Source organism: Streptomyces sp. NPDC048255 (genome assembly GCF_040652415.1).
Classification (GTDB): domain Bacteria; phylum Actinomycetota; class Actinomycetes; order Streptomycetales; family Streptomycetaceae; genus Streptomyces.
In genome coordinates this window covers 453,269-470,392 of sequence record NZ_JBEZMA010000001.1, presented here as the reverse complement: position 1 = coordinate 470,392, position 17,124 = coordinate 453,269, and the positions used below count along the sequence as shown (strand labels likewise).

At 70.0% G+C, this 17,124-nt stretch carries 15 protein-coding genes; 5 read left to right on the top strand and 10 right to left on the bottom strand.

What is annotated here, in order from left to right:
• Positions 1-157: 157 nt before the first annotated feature.
• Positions 158-2,773 carry an ATP-dependent chaperone ClpB gene (gene clpB, locus AB0D94_RS02260; protein WP_362044362.1) on the bottom strand — a complete coding sequence of 872 codons (2,616 nt, stop codon included), beginning with the start codon at positions 2,771-2,773 and terminating at the stop codon, positions 158-160.
• Positions 2,774-2,911: 138 nt separating this feature from the next.
• Between clpB and AB0D94_RS02255 the strand changes: the two genes are divergently transcribed.
• Positions 2,912-3,325 carry a TIGR03618 family F420-dependent PPOX class oxidoreductase gene (locus tag AB0D94_RS02255; RefSeq protein WP_362044360.1) on the top strand — a complete coding sequence of 138 codons (414 nt, stop codon included), beginning with the start codon at positions 2,912-2,914 and terminating at the stop codon, positions 3,323-3,325.
• A 172-nt stretch (positions 3,326-3,497) separates the two neighbouring features.
• On the opposite strand, the gene AB0D94_RS02250 is transcribed toward AB0D94_RS02255, so the two are convergent.
• Positions 3,498-3,779 carry a (2Fe-2S)-binding protein gene (locus tag AB0D94_RS02250; protein WP_051762453.1) on the bottom strand — a complete coding sequence of 94 codons (282 nt, stop codon included), beginning with the start codon at positions 3,777-3,779 and terminating at the stop codon, positions 3,498-3,500.
• Between the two features lie 29 nt (positions 3,780-3,808).
• Positions 3,809-4,084, bottom strand: coding sequence for a hypothetical protein (locus AB0D94_RS02245; RefSeq protein WP_362044358.1), 276 nt, complete (start codon positions 4,082-4,084; stop codon positions 3,809-3,811).
• Between the two features lie 84 nt (positions 4,085-4,168).
• Here AB0D94_RS02245 and AB0D94_RS02240 point away from each other — a divergent pair, with 84 nt between their 5' ends.
• Complete coding sequence (locus tag AB0D94_RS02240) at positions 4,169-5,209, top strand: helix-turn-helix transcriptional regulator (protein WP_362044356.1); 1,041 nt, start codon at positions 4,169-4,171, stop codon at positions 5,207-5,209.
• 184 nt (positions 5,210-5,393) lie between these two features.
• On the opposite strand, the gene AB0D94_RS02235 is transcribed toward AB0D94_RS02240, so the two are convergent.
• Genes AB0D94_RS02235 through dnaK form a run of 4 tightly spaced genes read right to left on the bottom strand, consistent with a single transcriptional unit; the run spans position 5,394 to position 9,599 of the window.
• The gene (locus tag AB0D94_RS02235; protein WP_362044354.1) at positions 5,394-5,858 is read right to left on the bottom strand and encodes a helix-turn-helix domain-containing protein; all 465 of its coding nucleotides are present in this window, start codon (positions 5,856-5,858) and stop codon (positions 5,394-5,396) included.
• 1 nt (position 5,859) lies between these two features.
• A complete protein-coding gene (dnaJ, locus tag AB0D94_RS02230) occupies positions 5,860-7,044 on the bottom strand; it encodes a molecular chaperone DnaJ (RefSeq protein WP_362044352.1) in 1,185 nt (394 codons plus the stop codon).
• A 39-nt stretch (positions 7,045-7,083) separates the two neighbouring features.
• Positions 7,084-7,749 carry a nucleotide exchange factor GrpE gene (gene grpE / locus AB0D94_RS02225; RefSeq protein WP_362044350.1) on the bottom strand — a complete coding sequence of 222 codons (666 nt, stop codon included), beginning with the start codon at positions 7,747-7,749 and terminating at the stop codon, positions 7,084-7,086.
• Positions 7,749-9,599 (bottom strand): molecular chaperone DnaK, encoded by a 1,851-nt coding sequence (dnaK, locus tag AB0D94_RS02220; RefSeq protein ID WP_362044348.1) that lies wholly within the window; start codon positions 9,597-9,599, stop codon positions 7,749-7,751. Before dnaK ends, grpE begins: the two co-directional genes overlap by 1 nt.
• A gap of 353 nt (positions 9,600-9,952) precedes the next feature.
• Here dnaK and AB0D94_RS02215 point away from each other — a divergent pair, with 353 nt between their 5' ends.
• Positions 9,953-10,516, top strand: coding sequence for a sugar transferase (locus tag AB0D94_RS02215; protein ID WP_362044346.1), 564 nt, complete (start codon positions 9,953-9,955; stop codon positions 10,514-10,516).
• A 110-nt stretch (positions 10,517-10,626) separates the two neighbouring features.
• Positions 10,627-13,191, top strand: coding sequence for a (Fe-S)-binding protein (locus AB0D94_RS02210; protein ID WP_362044344.1), 2,565 nt, complete (start codon positions 10,627-10,629; stop codon positions 13,189-13,191).
• A gap of 72 nt (positions 13,192-13,263) precedes the next feature.
• Here AB0D94_RS02210 and AB0D94_RS02205 read toward each other — a convergent pair whose 3' ends face one another.
• The gene (locus AB0D94_RS02205; protein ID WP_362044342.1) at positions 13,264-14,418 is read right to left on the bottom strand and encodes a hypothetical protein; all 1,155 of its coding nucleotides are present in this window, start codon (positions 14,416-14,418) and stop codon (positions 13,264-13,266) included.
• A gap of 281 nt (positions 14,419-14,699) precedes the next feature.
• Here AB0D94_RS02205 and AB0D94_RS02200 point away from each other — a divergent pair, with 281 nt between their 5' ends.
• On the top strand, positions 14,700-15,596 hold the full coding sequence (locus AB0D94_RS02200; RefSeq protein ID WP_362044340.1) for a Yip1 family protein: 897 nt from the start codon (positions 14,700-14,702) through the stop codon (positions 15,594-15,596).
• Positions 15,597-15,699: 103 nt separating this feature from the next.
• Here the strand turns inward: AB0D94_RS02200 and AB0D94_RS02195 are convergent, their stop codons facing one another.
• Positions 15,700-16,200: a phosphoribosyltransferase gene (locus AB0D94_RS02195; protein WP_356873565.1), complete on the bottom strand. Its 501-nt coding sequence runs from the start codon at positions 16,198-16,200 to the stop codon at positions 15,700-15,702.
• A complete protein-coding gene (dcd, locus tag AB0D94_RS02190; RefSeq protein ID WP_272259275.1) occupies positions 16,197-16,784 on the bottom strand; it encodes a dCTP deaminase in 588 nt (195 codons plus the stop codon). The genes AB0D94_RS02195 and dcd overlap by 4 nt, the downstream gene beginning before the upstream one ends.
• Positions 16,785-17,124: the final 340 nt, after the last annotated feature.

The window sequence follows — 17,124 nt, the reverse complement described above, 5'->3', positions numbered from 1 at the left end:
TCCCTTCGTGCGGATACCTGCATCCTCCCCCATCTCGCCTACCCCGTGTCCACCCCCGGACGCCCTATCCGCTCCGGGCGGACACATGAGCCCGCCCGGGGCGGCCCGATCGGCGCGACACGCCCGGGACGCCCCTGGGACGGGCCCGGGACGGGCCCTAGAGCGCCTTGCCGACCAGCAGGTCCTCGCCGGCCACGTCGACCCGTACGGTGTCGCCGTCCCTGACCTCGCCGGAGAGGATCTCCTTGGCCAGGCGGTCGCCGATCGCCGTCTGGATCAGGCGGCGCAGCGGCCGGGCGCCGTACGCCGGGTCGTTGCCCTTGTCCGCCAGCCAGGCCAGGGCCTCCGGCGTGATGTCCAGGGTCAGGCGCCGGTCGGCCAGGCGCTTGGCCAGCCGGCCGATCTGCAGCTCGGCGATGTGCGCCAGCTCGTCCCGGCTCAGCGCGGAGAAGACCACCAGGTCGTCCAGGCGGTTGAGGAACTCCGGCTTGAAGGAGGCCCGGACCACCTCCAGGACCTTGGCCTTCTTGTCCTCATCCGAGATCGCCGGGTCCACCAAGCCGTGCCCGCTCAAGAACTGACTGCCGAGGTTCGAGGTCAGCACCAGGATGGCGTTACGGAAGTCCACCGTCCGGCCCTGGCCGTCCGTGAGGCGGCCGTCGTCCAGGACCTGGAGCAGGACGTCGAAGACCTCGGGGTGGGCCTTCTCCACCTCGTCCAGCAGGACCACGCTGTACGGGCGCCGGCGCACGGCCTCGGTCAGCTGGCCGCCCTCCTCGTAGCCCACGTACCCGGGCGGGGCGCCGACCAGCCGGGCCACGCTGTGCTTCTCGCCGTACTCCGACATGTCGATGCGGACCATGGCCCGCTCGTCGTCGAAGAGGAAGTCCGCGAGCGCCTTGGCCAGCTCCGTCTTGCCCACGCCCGTCGGGCCGAGGAAGAGGAAGGAGCCGGTCGGCCGGTCGGGGTCTGCGATTCCGGCGCGGGTGCGGCGCACGGCGTCCGAGACGGCACGTACGGCCTCGCCCTGGCCGATCAGGCGGCGGCCCAGCTCCTCCTCCATCCGGAGCAGCTTCTGGGTCTCGCCCTCCAGCAGGCGGCCCGCCGGGATGCCCGTCCAGGCGCCGACCACGTCCGCGATGTCGTCCGGGCCGACCTCGTCCTTGACCATGGCGTCTTTGGAGCGTCCGGTCTTGGAGACCTCGGCCTCGGCCTCCGTGGCCTCCGCCAGCTCGCGCTCCAGCGTCGGGATCTCCCCGTACAGCAGCTTCGAGGCGGAGTCGAAGTCCCCGTCGCGCTGTGCGCGCTCGGCCTGTCCGCGCAGGTCGTCCAGGCGCTCCTTGAGCTCGCCCACCCGGTTGAGGGACTGCTTCTCCTTCTCCCAGCGGGCGGTCAGACCCCGCAGGTCCTCCTCCTTGTCCGCCAGGTCCTTGCGGATCTTGTCCAGGCGCTCCAGCGAGGCCGGGTCGGACTCGTTCTTCAGCGCCAGCTCCTCCATCCGCAGCCGGTCCACGGCGCGCTGGAGCTCGTCGATCTCCAGCGGGGAGGAGTCGATCTCCATGCGCAGCCGGGACATGGCCTCGTCGACGAGGTCGATGGCCTTGTCGGGGAGGAAGCGGGAGGTGATGTACCGGTCGGACAGGGTCGCGGCCGCGACCAGCGCGCTGTCGTTGATGACGACCTTGTGGTGGGCCTCGTACCGGCCCTTGAGCCCGCGCAGGATCGCGATGGTGTCCTCGACGGACGGCTCGGCGACCAGCACCTGCTGGAAGCGCCGCTCCAGCGCCGGGTCCTTCTCGATCCGCTCGCGGTACTCGTCGAGCGTGGTCGCGCCCACCATGCGCAGCTCGCCGCGGGCCAGCATCGGCTTGAGCATGTTGCCCGCGTCCATGGCCGAATCGCCGCCGGCGCCCGCGCCGACGACCGTGTGCAGCTCGTCGATGAAGGTGATGATCTGGCCGTCGCTCGACTTGATCTCGGCGAGGACGGTCTTCAGCCGCTCCTCGAACTCACCGCGGTACTTCGCGCCGGCGACCATCGCGCCGAGGTCCAGGGCGACGAGGCGCTTGTTCTTCAGCGACTCGGGGACGTCGCCCTTGACGATGCGCTGGGCCAGGCCCTCGACGACGGCCGTCTTGCCGACGCCGGGCTCGCCGATGAGCACCGGGTTGTTCTTCGTACGGCGCGAGAGCACCTGGACGACGCGCCGGATCTCCTGGTCACGGCCGATGACCGGGTCGAGCTTGCCCTCACGGGCGGCTGCCGTGAAGTCCGTGCCGAACTTCTCCAGGGCCTTGTACTGGCCCTCGGGGTCGGGGGTGGTCACCCGCCGTCCTCCTCGTGCGTTCTCGAAGGCGGCCAGCAGCTTCTTCGCCGTCGCGCCCTGTGCGGAAAGGAGCTCACCGGCCGCGCCGCCCTTGGCGGCGACGGCGATGAGCAGGTGTTCGGTGGAGAGGTACTCGTCGCCGAGCTTCCCGGCCTGGCCGTCGGCCTCGGCGAGTACGGCGAGCAGTTCCCGGGTGGGCTGCGGGGGCGCCACGGTGGAGCCGGTGACGCTGGGCAGCGCGGCGAGCAGCCGGTCCGCGCCCGCGCGTACGGCGGCCAGGTCGGCGTCGGTGGCGACCAGCAGGTCGATGACGTTCTCGTTGTCCTCGCCGGCGAGCAGGGCCAGCAGCAGGTGCGCGGGGGTCAGGTCCGCGTGACCGTCCTTGACGGCCCGGCTGGTGGCCGCGTTCAGCGCGTCCCGGCTCTTGTTGGTCAGCTCGGCATCCACGGGTGACTTCTCCTCTCCCGGAGGGGGTGACAGAACTCTGACATAGTCAGCGTATGCAAAGTTGAGTCTATTCCACTCAAGGATGTTCAGGGGCCGGACCCGCGGCAGGTCGGGCGGTGCGGACCGTACGCTCGGGCCATGTCTCCTGACGTACTCAACCCGACGCCCGAGTACCTCGCCTTCTGGCGGGAGCGGCACGTCTGCACGCTGACCACCCCCCGCCCGGACGGCACGCCCCACGTGGTGCCGGTGGGCGTGACGTACGACCCGGAGGCCGGACTGGCCCGGGTGATCAGCAACAAGCACAGCAAGAAGGTCCGCAACGTCCTGGCGGCGCAGGCCGCACGGCCGGGCGGGGTCCGGGTCGCGGTCTGCCAGATGGAAGGGCGCCGCTGGGCCACCCTGGAGGGGCGCGCGGTGATCCGTACGGACGAGGCGTCGGTCGCCGACGCGGTGGCGCGCTACGCGCAGCGGTACGGGCGGACGCCCTCGCCCAATCCGGACCGGGTCGTCATGGAGATCACCCTGGACCGGGCCATGGGCCGCGCCTGAGGCCGGGGGGCCGGGGCAGGGCGGCCCCGGGCCAAAAACAGTTCAGCTTTCATCTTTGTCCGGTTCGACTACTGGACGCGGACATCACAACGGCGCCATCGTGGTCAGGTCCACGATGGCGCCGTTGTGTGGGGGAAGCACCTGAGCGATCTGCGACGACGGGGGAATCGCTTCAGGCACTGCGGGGGGTGGCGGTGGTGATATCGGGTTCGAAGAGCTGGTGGTCCCGCTGATCGAGATTGACGAAGACCATTCCGTAGCGCACCTCGCAGCGGACGGGCTGCGGCGCGCCCCGCGGGCGGCGCAGGCACCGGTAGGCACGTACGTCCTCGTCCTCCTCGCGCACGACGACGATCGGCTGGCCGAACAGGGTGACCATGAGCGAGTCGCCAGGGTGGGGGATGGCGGTGGCGAGGTCGATGAACTGCCAGCCGGAGCGGTAGGCAGAGGCCATTTCGCGGCGGAAGCCGCGGTCGTCGGGGGTCACGCGGACACCGTCGCCGGCGCCGACGTCCAACCGGTGTCGGACTTCCCGTCCAGTGGGCCGCTCGTCCAGCCGGTGTCCGCGTACTTGTCCACGGGCCCGATGGTCCAGCCCGTGTCGGACGCCTTGCCCATCAGCTCGGTGCCCTGATCGTCCCTAGCGCTCCCCGCGTCACTTTCGACGGCGCTGACTGCCCAAAAAACCGCAACGGCGGAGAAAACTATGGCAAGCACCGAGCGAAGCATTCTCTTGTACATGGTCGGCTTCGTCCTCACTTGATGGAATCCTCTCCCCCGCGTGACAGACGATGGCTCATTCAGGCACGTCAATGCCACAGGGACGATGCATCATGTTCTTGCATGTTCAGGACCCTGGGGGGTGGAGATTTGACGCGAACCGACACAAAACCGACACATCCCCACCCCGTCACGTCCATGTGTGACGAGGGAACGCGGCTTTACGCGGCGGCACTGAGCACGGGCCGCATCGCCCGGGGCGAGATCCAGAATGCCCCCTGCCTGCTTGAATTCGCTCTTCTGCAGCCCGACCCGGATGACGCGAACCAACTGCGCCCGGTTCCCCCATCCGTCGCATTGGCCCAACGGCTCCATCCGATTGAACGCGAGATCCAGGACCGCCGGCGCAGCGCTGTAGATCTCACCGATACTTTCGAGCCGTTCCTGGCCATCAGTGCGCAGAACCCGGCCAACACCCACGCCATCACGGTGCTGGAAGGTTTCGAACGGATCAACGCGGCCCTGAACCTCGCGACCGCCGAGTGCCACACCGAGGTCCTGACGGTCCAGCCGGGAGGGGCGCGGCCCTCGGTCGCCCTCACCCAGGCCCTGGAGCGGGACGAGCCGCTGATCGACCGCGGGGTCAGCATACGGACGCTCTACCAGCACACCGCGCGCCACAGCCAGGGAACCCTCGCCTACGTGGACCGCATCTCCACGGGGAAGGTGGAGATCCGCACCCTGGAGGAGCTGATAGAGCGCCTCATCATCTTCGACCGCACCGTGGCCTTCATCCCCGCGAGCGACGACCGCCGGGTTGCCCTGGAGCTGCGCCACCCCGGGCTGGTGGACTACCTCATCAAGGTGTTCGAGCAGCTGTGGCACCGCGCCGTGCCCCTCCAGGAGGAGGTGACGTATCGCAGCACCCCCGGCGGGATCTCGGGCGTGCAGCGGAGCATCGCGCAGCTCCTCATCGAGGGCCACGTGGACGAGGCCATCGCCCGCCGCCTCGGTATGAACGTCCGCACCTGCCGGGCCCACATCGCCAAGCTCGCCACCACCCTCGGCAGCGGCAGCCGCGCCCAACTGGGCTACCTCATCGCCCAGTCCGGCATCCTCGGCCGCCCCTCGGACACCTCCCCGGCCCCGGAACGGCACCTCTGAGCGCCTCGCGCACCGCCGCCGCCCCCGGACCCCCGCCCCGCACCGGGCGGCCGCCGTCAGGGCGAAGCAGGACGCGGGCGGGCACAGGACGCGCGCGGCACGCGCGCAAGGGCGCCGGAACACCGAAGAAGGCCCCGCCCGGAAACGTACCGGGCAGGGCCTTCTTCGCAGTCCGCGGGCGGATTCAGTCCATCGGGCGCTTGGGGCGCCAGACGACCAGGGCACTGCCCGGCTGCGGCGGCGAGTACGGGACCAGGTCCCGCCGGTACGAGGCGTGCACCTGGGCCTCGCGCGCCTGAAGGGTGGCCGCCGCACCGTCGACCGCCGCGGAGAGCTCGGCCACGCGCTGCTGGAGCGCGGCGACCTGGTTCTCCAGCTCGATGATCCGCTTGATGCCCGCCAGGTTGATGCCCTCGTCCTGCGACAGCGCCTGCACCGTGCGGAGCAGCTCGATGTCACGGGCCGAGTAGCGCCGGCCGCGGCCGGCCGTACGGTCCGGGGAGACCAGGCCGAGACGGTCGTACTGGCGGAGGGTCTGCGGATGCAGACCCGAGAGCTGGGCGGCCACCGAGATCACGTAGACCGGGGTCTCGTCAGTGAGTTGGTAAGCCCCGTTGCCGAAACGGGGCTGGTTGCGGCGGCCGTCCATGTCAGGCTCCCTTCGCGGACTCGAACAGCGCGGAGCGGGGGTCCTCGGACTCCGTCGCCTCGCGGTACATCTCCAGCGCCTCACGGGCCTTGTCCGACAGCTCCGTGGGGACGGTCACCTCCACCGTCACCAGCAGGTCGCCGCGGGTGCCGTCCTTGCGGACCGCGCCCTTGCCGCGGGCCCGCATCGTCCGGCCCCCGGGGGTGCCCGGCGGAAGCTTCAGCGTCACCGAGGGGCCGTTCAGGGTCGGAACCTTGATCTCGGCACCCAGCGCCGCCTCAGCGAAGGTCACCGGCACGGTCACCGTGAGGTTGTCGTCCTTGCGGCCGAACACCGGGTGCGCGTCCACGTGCACGACGACGTAGAGGTCACCGGCCGGACCGCCGCGCTCGCCCGGCGCGCCCTTGCCGCGCAGCCGGATCCGCTGGCCGTCGGAGACGCCCGCCGGAATCCGGACCTGCATGGTGCGGGAACTGCGCGCCCGGCCGCTGCCCTTGCAGACGTCGCACGGGGTCTCCGCGATCAGGCCGCGGCCCTTGCAGTCGGCGCAGGGGTCGGTCAGCGAGAAGCCGCCGCCGCTGCCCCGCGAGACCTGGCCGGTGCCGACGCAGGTCGGGCACACCCGGGGGGTGCCGTTCTTGTCGCCGGTGCCCGAACAGGCCTTGCAGGGTGCCTGGGAGGACATCCGGAGCGGGACCGTGGCCCCGTCCACCGCCTCCGTGAAGGAGAGGGTGACCTCCGACTCGACGTCCTGGCCGCGGCGCGGCTGGACGCGGGTGCCCGCGCCCGCGCCGGCGCCGCGGTTGAAGAGGCCGCCGAAGACGTCGCCCAGACCGCCGCCGAAGCCGCCGCCCGCGCCGCCGCCCGGCTGGGTGCCGCCGAAGAGGTCGCCCAGGTCGAAGTTGAAGGACCCGCCGCCCCCGCCCGGACCGGGGCGGAAGCCCCCGTTGCCGAACAGGGCGCGGGCCTCGTCGTACTCCTTGCGCCGCTTCGGGTCGCCGACGACGTCGTTCGCCTCGGAGATCTCCTTGAAGCGCTCCTCGGCGGAGGCGTCGCCCTTGTTGGCGTCCGGGTGGAACTCGCGCGCGAGCTTCCGGTACGCCTTCTTGATCTCGGCCTCGGTGGCGTCCTTCGGGACACCGAGGACCTTGTAGTAGTCCTTCTCGACGAAGTCCTTCGTGCTCATCCCCGGTGTCCCTCCTCTCGTGCCGCTACGTGTGGTGCGTCAGCCCTTGTCGGGGGCATCCGCGTCCTTGTCCGACGGCGCTTCGCCCTCCGCCGACTCGGACTTGGGGGCCGCGCCCGGCTGGGGCTCGGCCACCGCGACCCGCGCGGGACGGATCGTACGCTCGCCGATCCGGTACCCCGGCTGCAGGATCGCCACGCAGGTCGTCTCGGTGACGTCCGGCGCGTACGAGTGCATCAGGGCCTCGTGGATCGTCGGGTCGAAGGGCTCGCCCTCCTTGCCGAACTGCTGGAGGCCCATCTTGGCGGCGACCGTCTCCAGGGATTCGGCCACCGACTTGAAACCGCCCACCAGCTCGCCATGTTCCCGCGCCCGGCCGATGTCGTCCAGGGTCGGGAGCAGCTCGCTCAGCAGGGACGCGACCGCGATCTCCTTGACGGTGATCCGGTCCCGCTCCACCCGGCGGCGGTAGTTCTGGTACTCCGCCTGGAGCCGCTGGAGGTCCGCGGTGCGCTCGGCGAGCGCCGTACGGGCCTGGTCCAGCTGCGCCAGGAGAGCTACGTCCTGAGCTGCTGCGGAGTCCCCGGCCGGGGCCGCCTCCCCCTCCTTGGAGGAGTCGGCGGCCTTCGGCTCGGCGGCGTCGTCAGGCGTGGCGCCGGTGGGGACTTCGGGCTTCTCGTCAAAACCCGGGGTCTCCTCCGACATCAGGCCGCGCCACCCTTCGGCTTCTCGTCGTCGACGATCTCGGCGTCGACGACGTCGTCGTCGGCCTTGGCCTGGCCACCCTCGGCGCCCGCGGCACCGGCGGCGCCCTGAGCGGCCTGGGCGTCGGCGTAGATCGCCTGGCCGAGCTTCTGGCTGACCGCGGCGAGCTTCTCGGTCGCGGTGCGGATCTCGGCGGTGTCCTCGCCCTTGAGCTTCTCCTGGAGCTCGGCGATGGCCGCCTCGACCTCGGTACGGACCTCGGCCGGGACCTTGTCCTCGTTGTCCTTGACGAACTTCTCCGTCTGGTAGACGAGCTGCTCGCCCTGGTTGCGGGACTCGGCGGCCTCGCGGCGGCGGTGGTCCTCGTCCGCGTACTGCTCCGCCTCCTGGCGCATGCGGTCGACCTCGTCCTTGGCGAGCGAAGAGCCGCCGGTGACGGTCATCTTCTGCTCCTTGCCCGTGCCGAGGTCCTTCGCGGTCACGTGCATGATGCCGTTCGCGTCGATGTCGAAGGAGACCTCGATCTGCGGGACGCCACGCGGGGCCGGCGGCAGGCCGGTCAGCTCGAACATGCCGAGCTTCTTGTTGTACGCCGCGATCTCGCGCTCGCCCTGGTAGACCTGGATCTGCACGGACGGCTGGTTGTCCTCGGCCGTCGTGAAGATCTCCGACCGCTTGGTCGGGATGGTCGTGTTGCGCTCGATCAGCTTGGTCATGATGCCGCCCTTGGTCTCGATGCCGAGGGACAGCGGGGTCACGTCGAGGAGCAGGACGTCCTTGACCTCACCCTTGAGGACACCGGCCTGGAGGGTCGCGCCGATGGCGACGACCTCGTCCGGGTTGACGCCCTTGTTGGCGTCCTGGCCACCGGTCAGCTCCTTGACGAGCTCGGCGACGGCCGGCATGCGGGTGGAGCCGCCGACCAGGACCACGTGGTCGATCTCGGACAGCTGGATGCGCGCGTCCTTGATGACGTTGTGGAACGGGGCCTTGCAGCGCTCGAGCAGGTCGGCGGTGAGCTGCTGGAACTGGGCGCGCGTGAGCTTCTCGTCCAGGTGCAGCGGGCCCTCGGCGGAGGCCGTGATGTACGGCAGGTTGATCGTGGTCTCCGTGGAGGAGGAGAGCTCGATCTTCGCCTTCTCGGCCGCCTCGCGCAGACGCTGCAGCGCCATCTTGTCCTTGGACAGGTCGACGCCGTGGCCGTTCTGGAACTGCTTCACCAGGTAGTCGACGACGCGCTGGTCCCAGTCGTCGCCACCGAGATGGTTGTCACCGTTGGTGGCCTTGACCTCGACGACGCCCTCGCCGATCTCCAGCAGCGACACGTCGAAGGTGCCGCCACCGAGGTCGAAGACGAGAATGGTCTGGTCGTCCTTGTCGAGGCCGTAGGCCAGGGCGGCGGCCGTCGGCTCGTTGACGATGCGCAGGACGTTCAGACCGGCGATCTCGCCGGCCTCCTTCGTCGCCTGGCGCTCGGAGTCGTTGAAGTAGGCCGGGACGGTGATGACCGCGTCCGTGACCTTCTCGCCCAGGTAGGCCTCGGCGTCGCGCTTCAGCTTCTGCAGGATGAAGGCGCTCATCTGCTGCGGGTTGAAGTCCTTGCCGTCCAGGTTGATCTTCCAGTCGGTGCCCATGTGGCGCTTCACCGAGCGGATGGTCCGGTCCACGTTCGTGACCGCCTGGCGCTTGGCCACCTCGCCGACGAGGACCTCGCCGTTCTTGGCGAAGGCGACGACGGACGGCGTGGTCCTGGCGCCTTCGGCGTTGGTGATGACGGTGGGCTCTCCGCCTTCCAGAACGCTGACGACGGAGTTAGTGGTGCCCAGGTCGATGCCGACCGCACGTGCCATTTCAATTCCTCCAGCTGACTTGAGTGGAACAGACTCAAGGATGCCCCACCGCCGCGCCTCCGTCAACAGAGCTGAGCCGAGGGGACTCAACCTTTAGGTAGCCCTTACGCTCATGGCCTCCCGCCGCCCGCCTTCCAGCCCGGCGCCGCCTGCCATCCAGCCCGGCGCCGCCCCTTCCAGCCCGGCGCCGCCCCTTCCAGCCCGGCGCCGCCCCCCTTCCAGCCCCGCCGGCGTTTGAGGCGCGGGGTCCGGGGCGGAGCCCCGGCGGCGGCGCCGCACCCGAGGGGGCCGAGCGGGGGACGGCCGCCGCGCGGCGCGCCAGGGCCGCAGCCCCCGTCCGGCAACGTGCTGACATGCCTCTGCAGCTCACACTCACCGCCCGGCCAGGGCAACGGCAACGGCAACGGCAACGGCAACGGCAACGGCAACGGCCACCGGCCAAGCGGGTGCTGGACCTCGCCGCCTCACTGGTCCTGCTCGCCGTGTGCGCCGCGCCCATGCTCCTGGCCGCCGGACTGCTGTACGCGGCCGGGGGCGGGCGGGTCCTCGTACGGGAGCAGGCCGCCGGGCTGGCCGGCCGGCCGTTCCGCACCTGGCGCTTCCGCACCGACGGCGCCGGGCGGGTCGGGGACGCCGTGGAGCGCTGCGCCCTCGACGGCCTGCCCCAGCTGCTCAACGTGGTGCGGGGCGAGATGTCGCTGGTCGGACCGTGTCCGGGAACCCGTACGGACCGGCCCGAGCGGCTCCTCGTACGCCCCGGGATGACCGGGCTGTGGCAGGTGAGCGCGCGCTCGGACCTGCCCTGGGAGGAGATGGCGCTGCTGGACCGGCATTATGTGGAGAACCACTGGCTCGGGATGGACCTCGCGATCCTGGCGCAGACCCCTCGGGCGGCCTATCGGCAAAGGCATGCCTGAGCGACACAGATCACCGCAGGCTCAGCTACATTGCGGCGTCGGGAATGGGTAACCTCAAGCCTTGACTTCATAAGTTACCGCTTAGTAAGTGCCGCCCGAGGAGCCCGCCCATGCAACTCGCCGCGATCATCGTATCGCTGGTCCTGACCGTGGTCGGCGTCGCGCTGATCACCCGAGCCGTGGCGCAGATCTACCGGTTCGTCAAGATCGGCCAGCCCGTGCCGGCCGGCAGCCGCACGGACGACTGGAAGGCCCGAAGCCTCACCCTGGCCAAGGAGTTCGTCGGCCACACGCGGATGAACCGGTGGGGGATCATCGGCTTCGCGCACTGGTTCGTCGCCGTCGGCTTCCTGACGCTCGGCCTGACGATCGTCACCGCGTACGGCCAGCTGTTCAAGGCCGACTGGGTGCTCCCGATCGTCGGCGGCTGGCTGCCGTACGAGGTCTACACCGAGTTCATCACCATGATGACGACCGTCGGCATCGTCACCCTGATCGTGATCCGGCTGATGAACCTGCCCTCGCGCGCCGGCCGCAAGTCTCGCTTCGCGGGCTCGAAGGCCGGGCAGGCCTACTTCGTCGAGTACGTCATCCTCACCATCGGTGTCTGCATCACGGCGCTGCGCGCCCTGGAGGCCAACCTCCACCACGTCGAGGGCTACGGAGCCGCGTACTTCTTCTCGTACCCGCTGGCGCTGGCCTTCGACGGCCTGAGCGTGGGCACGCTGCAGAACCTCGTGTACTTCTTCGCCGGGCTCAAGCTCAGCGTCACGATGATCTGGGCGATCACCCTCGGCCTCAACACCAACATGGGTGTGGCCTGGCACCGCTTCCTGGCCTTCCCGAACATCTGGTTCAAGCGCAACGCGGACGGTGCGGTCACCCTCGGCGCCCTCCAGCCGATGACCAGCGGCGGCAAGGAGATCGACTTCGAGGACCCGGGCGAGGACGACGTCTTCGGCGTCTCCCAGGTCGAGCAGTTCTCCTGGAAGGGCATCCTCGACTTCTCCACGTGCACCGAGTGCGGCCGCTGCCAGTCGCAGTGCCCCGCCTGGAACACCGGCAAGCCGCTGTCCCCGAAGCTCCTGATCATGTCGCTGCGCGACCACGCGCACGCCAAGGCCCCGTACCTGCTGGCCGGTGGCGGCAAGGACATGGAGGGCAACGAGAAGGCGACGGCGGAGCAGCTGAAGGATGTCCCGGCTTCCGCGATCGCCGAGGCCGAGCGCCCGCTGATCGGGACGGCCGAGGAGAACGGCGTCATCGACCCGGACGTGCTGTGGTCCTGCACCACCTGCGGTGCGTGCGTGGAGCAGTGCCCGGTCGACATCGAGCACATCGACCACATCGTCGACATGCGCCGCTACCAGGTGATGATCGAGTCCGCCTTCCCCTCGGAGGCCGGCACGATGCTGAAGAACCTGGAGAAGAAGGGCAACCCCTGGGGCCTGGCCAAGAAGCAGCGCGTCGAGTGGACGAAGGAGGTCGACTTCGAGGTCCCGATCATCGGGAAGGACGCGGAGGACCTCTCCGAGTTCGACTACCTCTACTGGGTCGGCTGCGCCGGCGCGCTGGAGGACCGGGCCAAGAAGACCACGAAGGCCTTCGCGGAGCTGCTGAACATCGCGGGCGTCAAGTTCGCGATCATGGGCGGCGACGAGAAGTGCACCGGTGACTCCCCGCGCCGCCTGGGCAACGAGCCGCTGTTCCAGCAGCTCGGCCAGGAGAACGTGGCCATGCTGAACATGGCGTTCGGCGAGGACGACGAGGACCCGTCGACGAAGAAGCCGAAGTCGGCGAAGCGGATCGTCTCGACCTGCCCGCACTGCTTCAACACCATCGCGAACGAGTACCCGCAGCTGGGCGGCGAGTACGAGGTCATCCACCACACGCAGCTGCTCCAGCACCTGATCGACGAGGGCCGGCTGACGCCGGTGACGCCGGTCGACGGCCTGATCACCTACCACGACCCGTGCTACCTGGGCCGGCACAACAAGGTCTACACGCCGCCGCGCGAGATCATGTCGGCCGTGCCGGGGCTGCGCCAGCAGGAGATGCACCGCCACAAGGAGCGGGGCTTCTGCTGCGGCGCCGGTGGCGCGCGGATGTGGATGGAGGAGCGGATCGGCAAGCGCATCAACAACGAGCGTGTCGAGGAGGCGCTGTCCCTGAACCCGGACATCGTGTCGACGGCGTGCCCGTTCTGCCTGGTGATGCTGACCGACTCGGTGAACGGCAAGAAGAACGACGGCCAGGCGAAGGAGTCCGTCCAGGTCGTGGACGTGGCGCAGCTGCTCCTGGAGTCGGTGAAGGCCCCGGAGCCGACGGAGGCCGAGCTCGCGGCCGCTGCCGCCGAGGCGGAGGCCGTTGCGGCCGCCGCTGCGGCGGAAGCGGAAGCCAAGGCGGAGGCCGAGGCCGAGGCCAAGGCCGCCGCGGAGGCCGAGGCGAAGGCAGAAGCCGAGGCGAAGGCCAAGGCGGAGGCTGAGGCGGAAGCCGAAGCGAAGGCCAAGGCGGAAGCCGAGGCCGAGACCGCCGCGGAAGCTGCCGTCGAGGCGGCTCCGGAGGCGGAGACGGAGTCTGAGGCGAAGCCCGAGGCCGAAACTGCGGCCGAGGCTCCGGCCGAGCCGGAGGCGGAGCCCAAGGCGGCCGGGGCGAAGCCCGAGGACGCCAAGTAGGTCATCCCGCAACACGCCGGAACGGCCGGTCCCCACTCGGGGGACCGGCCGTTCCGGCGTTCGGGGAAGGGCTCAGCCCTCGTCGCCCGCGCGGTGGCGCCGCAGCAGGGCGAAGCCCAGCCCGGCCGCACCCACCGCGGCCATGCCGCCGCCCGCGGCGACCAGCACCGGCGTGTCGCCCTTCGCCGGGGTGACCCCCTCGGCGCCGGCCTTCACGCCGCCCTTCGGCACCACCTTCTCGACGGCCGCCGGCTGGACGGTGGGCTGGGCGACGACGCCCTTCCTGACCTCGTGCCGGGCGTCCTTCCTGACGTCCTTCTTGCCGGCGTCCACCAGGTACTCCTGGAGCAGCTTGCCGCTGAAGTCGTACACCCAGCTGTTCCCGCCGCTCTTGCCGTCGATGACGACGAACTTCACGCGCTTGCCGTCCTGGACGAGCTTGTACGTCCAGCCGTCCTTGTACACGGCCGGGTGCTTCAGGTCGATCGTGCCGAGCGCGCTGCCGTTCGGCATGGCGATCTCCACGCGCTTGCCGTGCGGGCCGTCCACCAGCTTGGCGGTCCGCCCGTCGGCTATGGCGATCCGGACCGAGGTCTCCTTCCTGAACTCGGGCTTGACCTGCGGCTTCGGCTTCTCGACCGGCGGCTTCGGCTTCTGCGCGCCCTCGACCCACGAGGTCACGGTGCCGTTCGGCTGGAGCACGACGTGCAGTCCGTTGTTCTGGCCGTACGCCGCCGCGCCGCCCTTGCTGACCAGCGTGTCCAGCTTCGTGGAACCGGCGTAGACGTCGGCCTCGAAGTGCCGGTCGCCGATCTTGTAGACCTTGGCGATCGAGCCGTCCGCCAGCTTCACGGTGGTGACGTACGCACGGACGCCCGGCTTCGGCTTGACCGGAGGGGTCGTGGGCGGGGTGGTCCGGTCGGTCTTCGGCTCGACCGAGGGGTCGACCTGCGGCTCGACGGACGGGTCCACCTTCGGCTCGACCTTCGGCTCGACCGACGGGTCCACCTGCGGCTCGACCTTCGGCTCGACCGACCGGTCCACCTTCGGCTCGACCGACGGGTCCACCTGCGGCTCGACCGGCGGCTGCTCGATGCCGGGCAGCACCTGCGGCTCCGGGACGGCGGGGGCATCCGCGAAGGCGGACCCCACGGGGAGGGCCAGGACTGCGGCCGCGCCGGCGACGACGGCGGCGCTGCGGAGGGTGGTGCGGCGGGTGCTGCGCATGATGAGGGCTCTTCTCGTGCTCGTTCTGGCTCGTTCGTGCGTCGGTCGTTCGTGCTGCGTGGCGTCGACAGGAACGAAGCTACGGGCCCGATATGTGGGTAATCCTTCGGCAATGTAACGAAGCGCCACAGAATGCCGCGCAGCCAGGTAAACCAGACAAACCGCCGGGGTGGGGTTCACCCCCCGGGGTTCCCCTAGGGGATGTCACAGGTCAGCCGCAAAGGCGGCCGGTTCCGGCAGCCCGGCCACCGGCGCCCGCCGGAGCAGGTACTTTCGATCACGTGGCTGGATTCAGGATCGGACGCGGCCGGGACAACAACCGCACCCCGCAACAACCCCCGCGGCAGCAGCCGTACGGTCAGCAGCAACCGCCGCCGTACGGCTCGCAGCCCTACCCACCCGCCGGGCCACCGCCCCCGCAGCAGCAGTGGCCCCAGCAGGGGGCCCCAGGGGGCCACGGCGAGCCCGAGTACTTCGACCCGTACGGGCAGCAGCCGCAGGCTCAGCCCCCGTACGGCCCCGGACCGGCGTACACGAACGACAACCCGGGGCACACCCAGGTCTTCGCGTTCGGTGAGGACCCGTACAGCCAGGGCGCGACGTACCACGCGGGCGCGGCCGCGGCCGCCCCGGCGGGCCCGCGGCTGCCGTGGAAGGAACTGCTCCGCGGCATCGTGACCCGCCCCGGGCAGACCTTCCTCCAGATGCGCGACTACGCCGTCTGGGGCCCCGCGCTGGTCGTGACCTTCCTCTACGGGCTCCTCGCGGTCTTCGGCCTCGACGACGCCCGCGAGGACGCGATCAACGCGACGCTGTCCAAGGCCGTCCCGATCGTCCTGTCGGCGGGCGTGGCCTTCGTCATCTGCGGCCTGCTCCTGGGCGCCGTCACGCACACCCTGGCCCGCCAGCTGGGCGGCGACGGCGCGTGGCAGCCGACCGTGGGCCTGTCGATGCTGGTCATGTCCATCACGGACGCCCCGCGCCTGCTCTTCGCCGTGTTCCTCGGCGGCGACAACATGGTCGTGCAGGTGCTCGGCTGGGCCACCTGGGTGGCCGCCGGCGCGCTATTCACCTCGCTGATCAGCAAGTCGCACGACCTGCCGTGGCCGAAGGCCCTGGGCGCGTCCGCGATCCAGCTGGTCGCCCTGCTGTCGATCATCAAGCTCGGCACGCTGTAGCCGTACCGGGTACTCCGGTATCCGGTGCCCCGTACGCACGAGAAGGGCCCGCCGCGCAGTCGTTGCGCGGCGGGCCCTTCGTGCACGGGGGGTGTTCGGCGGATCAGGCGTCGAGGACCTGACCCTCCCGCTTCACCACGGGCGGCTCCACCGACCAGGGGAAATTGATCCACTCGTCGGTCTTCTTCCACACGTACTCGCACTTCACGAGCGAGTGGGACTTCTCGTAGATGACGGCGGAGCGCACCTCGGCGACGTGGCCGAGGCAGAAGTCGTGCACCAGCTTGAGCGTCTTGCCGGTGTCGGCGACGTCGTCGGCGATCAGCACCTTCTTGTTCGTGAAGTCGATCGCCTCGGGCACGGGCGCCAGCATGACCGGCATCTCCAGCGTGGTCCCGACCCCGGTGTAGAACTCGACGTTCACGAGGTGGATGTTCTTGCAGTCGAGCGCGTAGGCCAGCCCGCCCGCGACGAAGACCCCGCCCCGGGCGATGCTCAGGATGATGTCGGGCTCGTAGCCGTCGTCTGCGATGGTCTGCGCGAGCTCCCGCACAGCCCGGCCGAATCCCTCGTAGTCGAGGTTCTCGCGTACTCCGTCACTCATGCCTCGTGCCTCACCTGGGTGCGGTGGAAATTCTGGAAGGAGCGCGAGGCGGTCGGCCCGCGCTGGCCCTGGTACCGGGAGCCGTACCGCTCGCTGCCGTACGGGAACTCCGCGGGCGAGCTGAGCCGGAACATGCACAGCTGCCCGATCTTCATGCCCGGCCAGAGCTTGATCGGCAGCGTGGCGAGGTTCGACAACTCGAGGGTCACGTGGCCCGAGAACCCGGGGTCGATGAACCCGGCGGTCGAATGCGTCACCAGCCCCAGGCGGCCCAGGCTGGACTTCCCCTCCAGTCTGGAGGCGATGTCGTCGGGGAGCGAGATGACCTCGTACGTCGAGGCCAGCACGAACTCACCCGGATGAAGAATGAACGCCTCGTCGCCCTCGGGCTCGACCATGCGGGTCAGGTCGGACTGCTCGACGGCGGGATCGATGTGGGCGTAGCGGTGATTCTCGAACACCCGGAAGAACCGGTCGAGACGTACATCGATGCTGGAGGGCTGCACCATCGACTCCTCGAACGGGTCGATGCGAACCCGTCCGCTGTCGATCTCGGCCCGGATGTCTTTGTCAGAGAGAAGCACGTCCCGAGGATACGCAGAGCGCGCGGGCCACCCCCAATCGAGAGCGATGCCCGCGCGCCCGGCCCAGCCTCTACCGCTGCCTACCGCTTCGCGCCACCCACGGGCACGGCGTGCCTCAGCCGCGCGCACCGCGGACACCTCAGCAGCCGCCCGGGTCCGATCCGGCCGGCACCGAGGTGCTGCAGCGGGAAGGAGGCGGTACTGAAAACGTGCCCTTCGGCACAGCGGACGACGGTGTGCTCCATCGAGTCCCTTTCCCCAACAAGCCGTACTGCGACGAATCGCCACATTAGGGGATGATCGCGACCTGCTCCAGCCGCCGCTCCGCACCACACGCTAC

What these genes read in the sequence shown, in the direction of transcription:
- AB0D94_RS02205 (WP_362044342.1), bottom strand. Translation starts at nt 14,418, where the DNA reads ATGCGCAGCACCCGCCGCACCACCCTCCGCAGCGCCGCCGTCGTCGCC.
- AB0D94_RS02255 (WP_362044360.1), top strand. Translation starts at nt 2,912, where the DNA reads ATGTCTCCTGACGTACTCAACCCGACGCCCGAGTACCTCGCCTTCTGG.
- dnaJ (WP_362044352.1), bottom strand. Translation starts at nt 7,044, where the DNA reads ATGAGCACGAAGGACTTCGTCGAGAAGGACTACTACAAGGTCCTCGGT.
- AB0D94_RS02210 (WP_362044344.1), top strand. Translation starts at nt 10,627, where the DNA reads ATGCAACTCGCCGCGATCATCGTATCGCTGGTCCTGACCGTGGTCGGC.
- AB0D94_RS02250 (WP_051762453.1), bottom strand. Translation starts at nt 3,779, where the DNA reads ATGGCCTCTGCCTACCGCTCCGGCTGGCAGTTCATCGACCTCGCCACC.
- AB0D94_RS02235 (WP_362044354.1), bottom strand. Translation starts at nt 5,858, where the DNA reads ATGGACGGCCGCCGCAACCAGCCCCGTTTCGGCAACGGGGCTTACCAA.
- AB0D94_RS02195 (WP_356873565.1), bottom strand. Translation starts at nt 16,200, where the DNA reads ATGAGTGACGGAGTACGCGAGAACCTCGACTACGAGGGATTCGGCCGG.
- AB0D94_RS02215 (WP_362044346.1), top strand. Translation starts at nt 9,953, where the DNA reads ATGCCTCTGCAGCTCACACTCACCGCCCGGCCAGGGCAACGGCAACGG.
- dnaK (WP_362044348.1), bottom strand. Translation starts at nt 9,599, where the DNA reads ATGGCACGTGCGGTCGGCATCGACCTGGGCACCACTAACTCCGTCGTC.
- AB0D94_RS02240 (WP_362044356.1), top strand. Translation starts at nt 4,169, where the DNA reads ATGTTCAGGACCCTGGGGGGTGGAGATTTGACGCGAACCGACACAAAA.
- grpE (WP_362044350.1), bottom strand. Translation starts at nt 7,749, where the DNA reads ATGTCGGAGGAGACCCCGGGTTTTGACGAGAAGCCCGAAGTCCCCACC.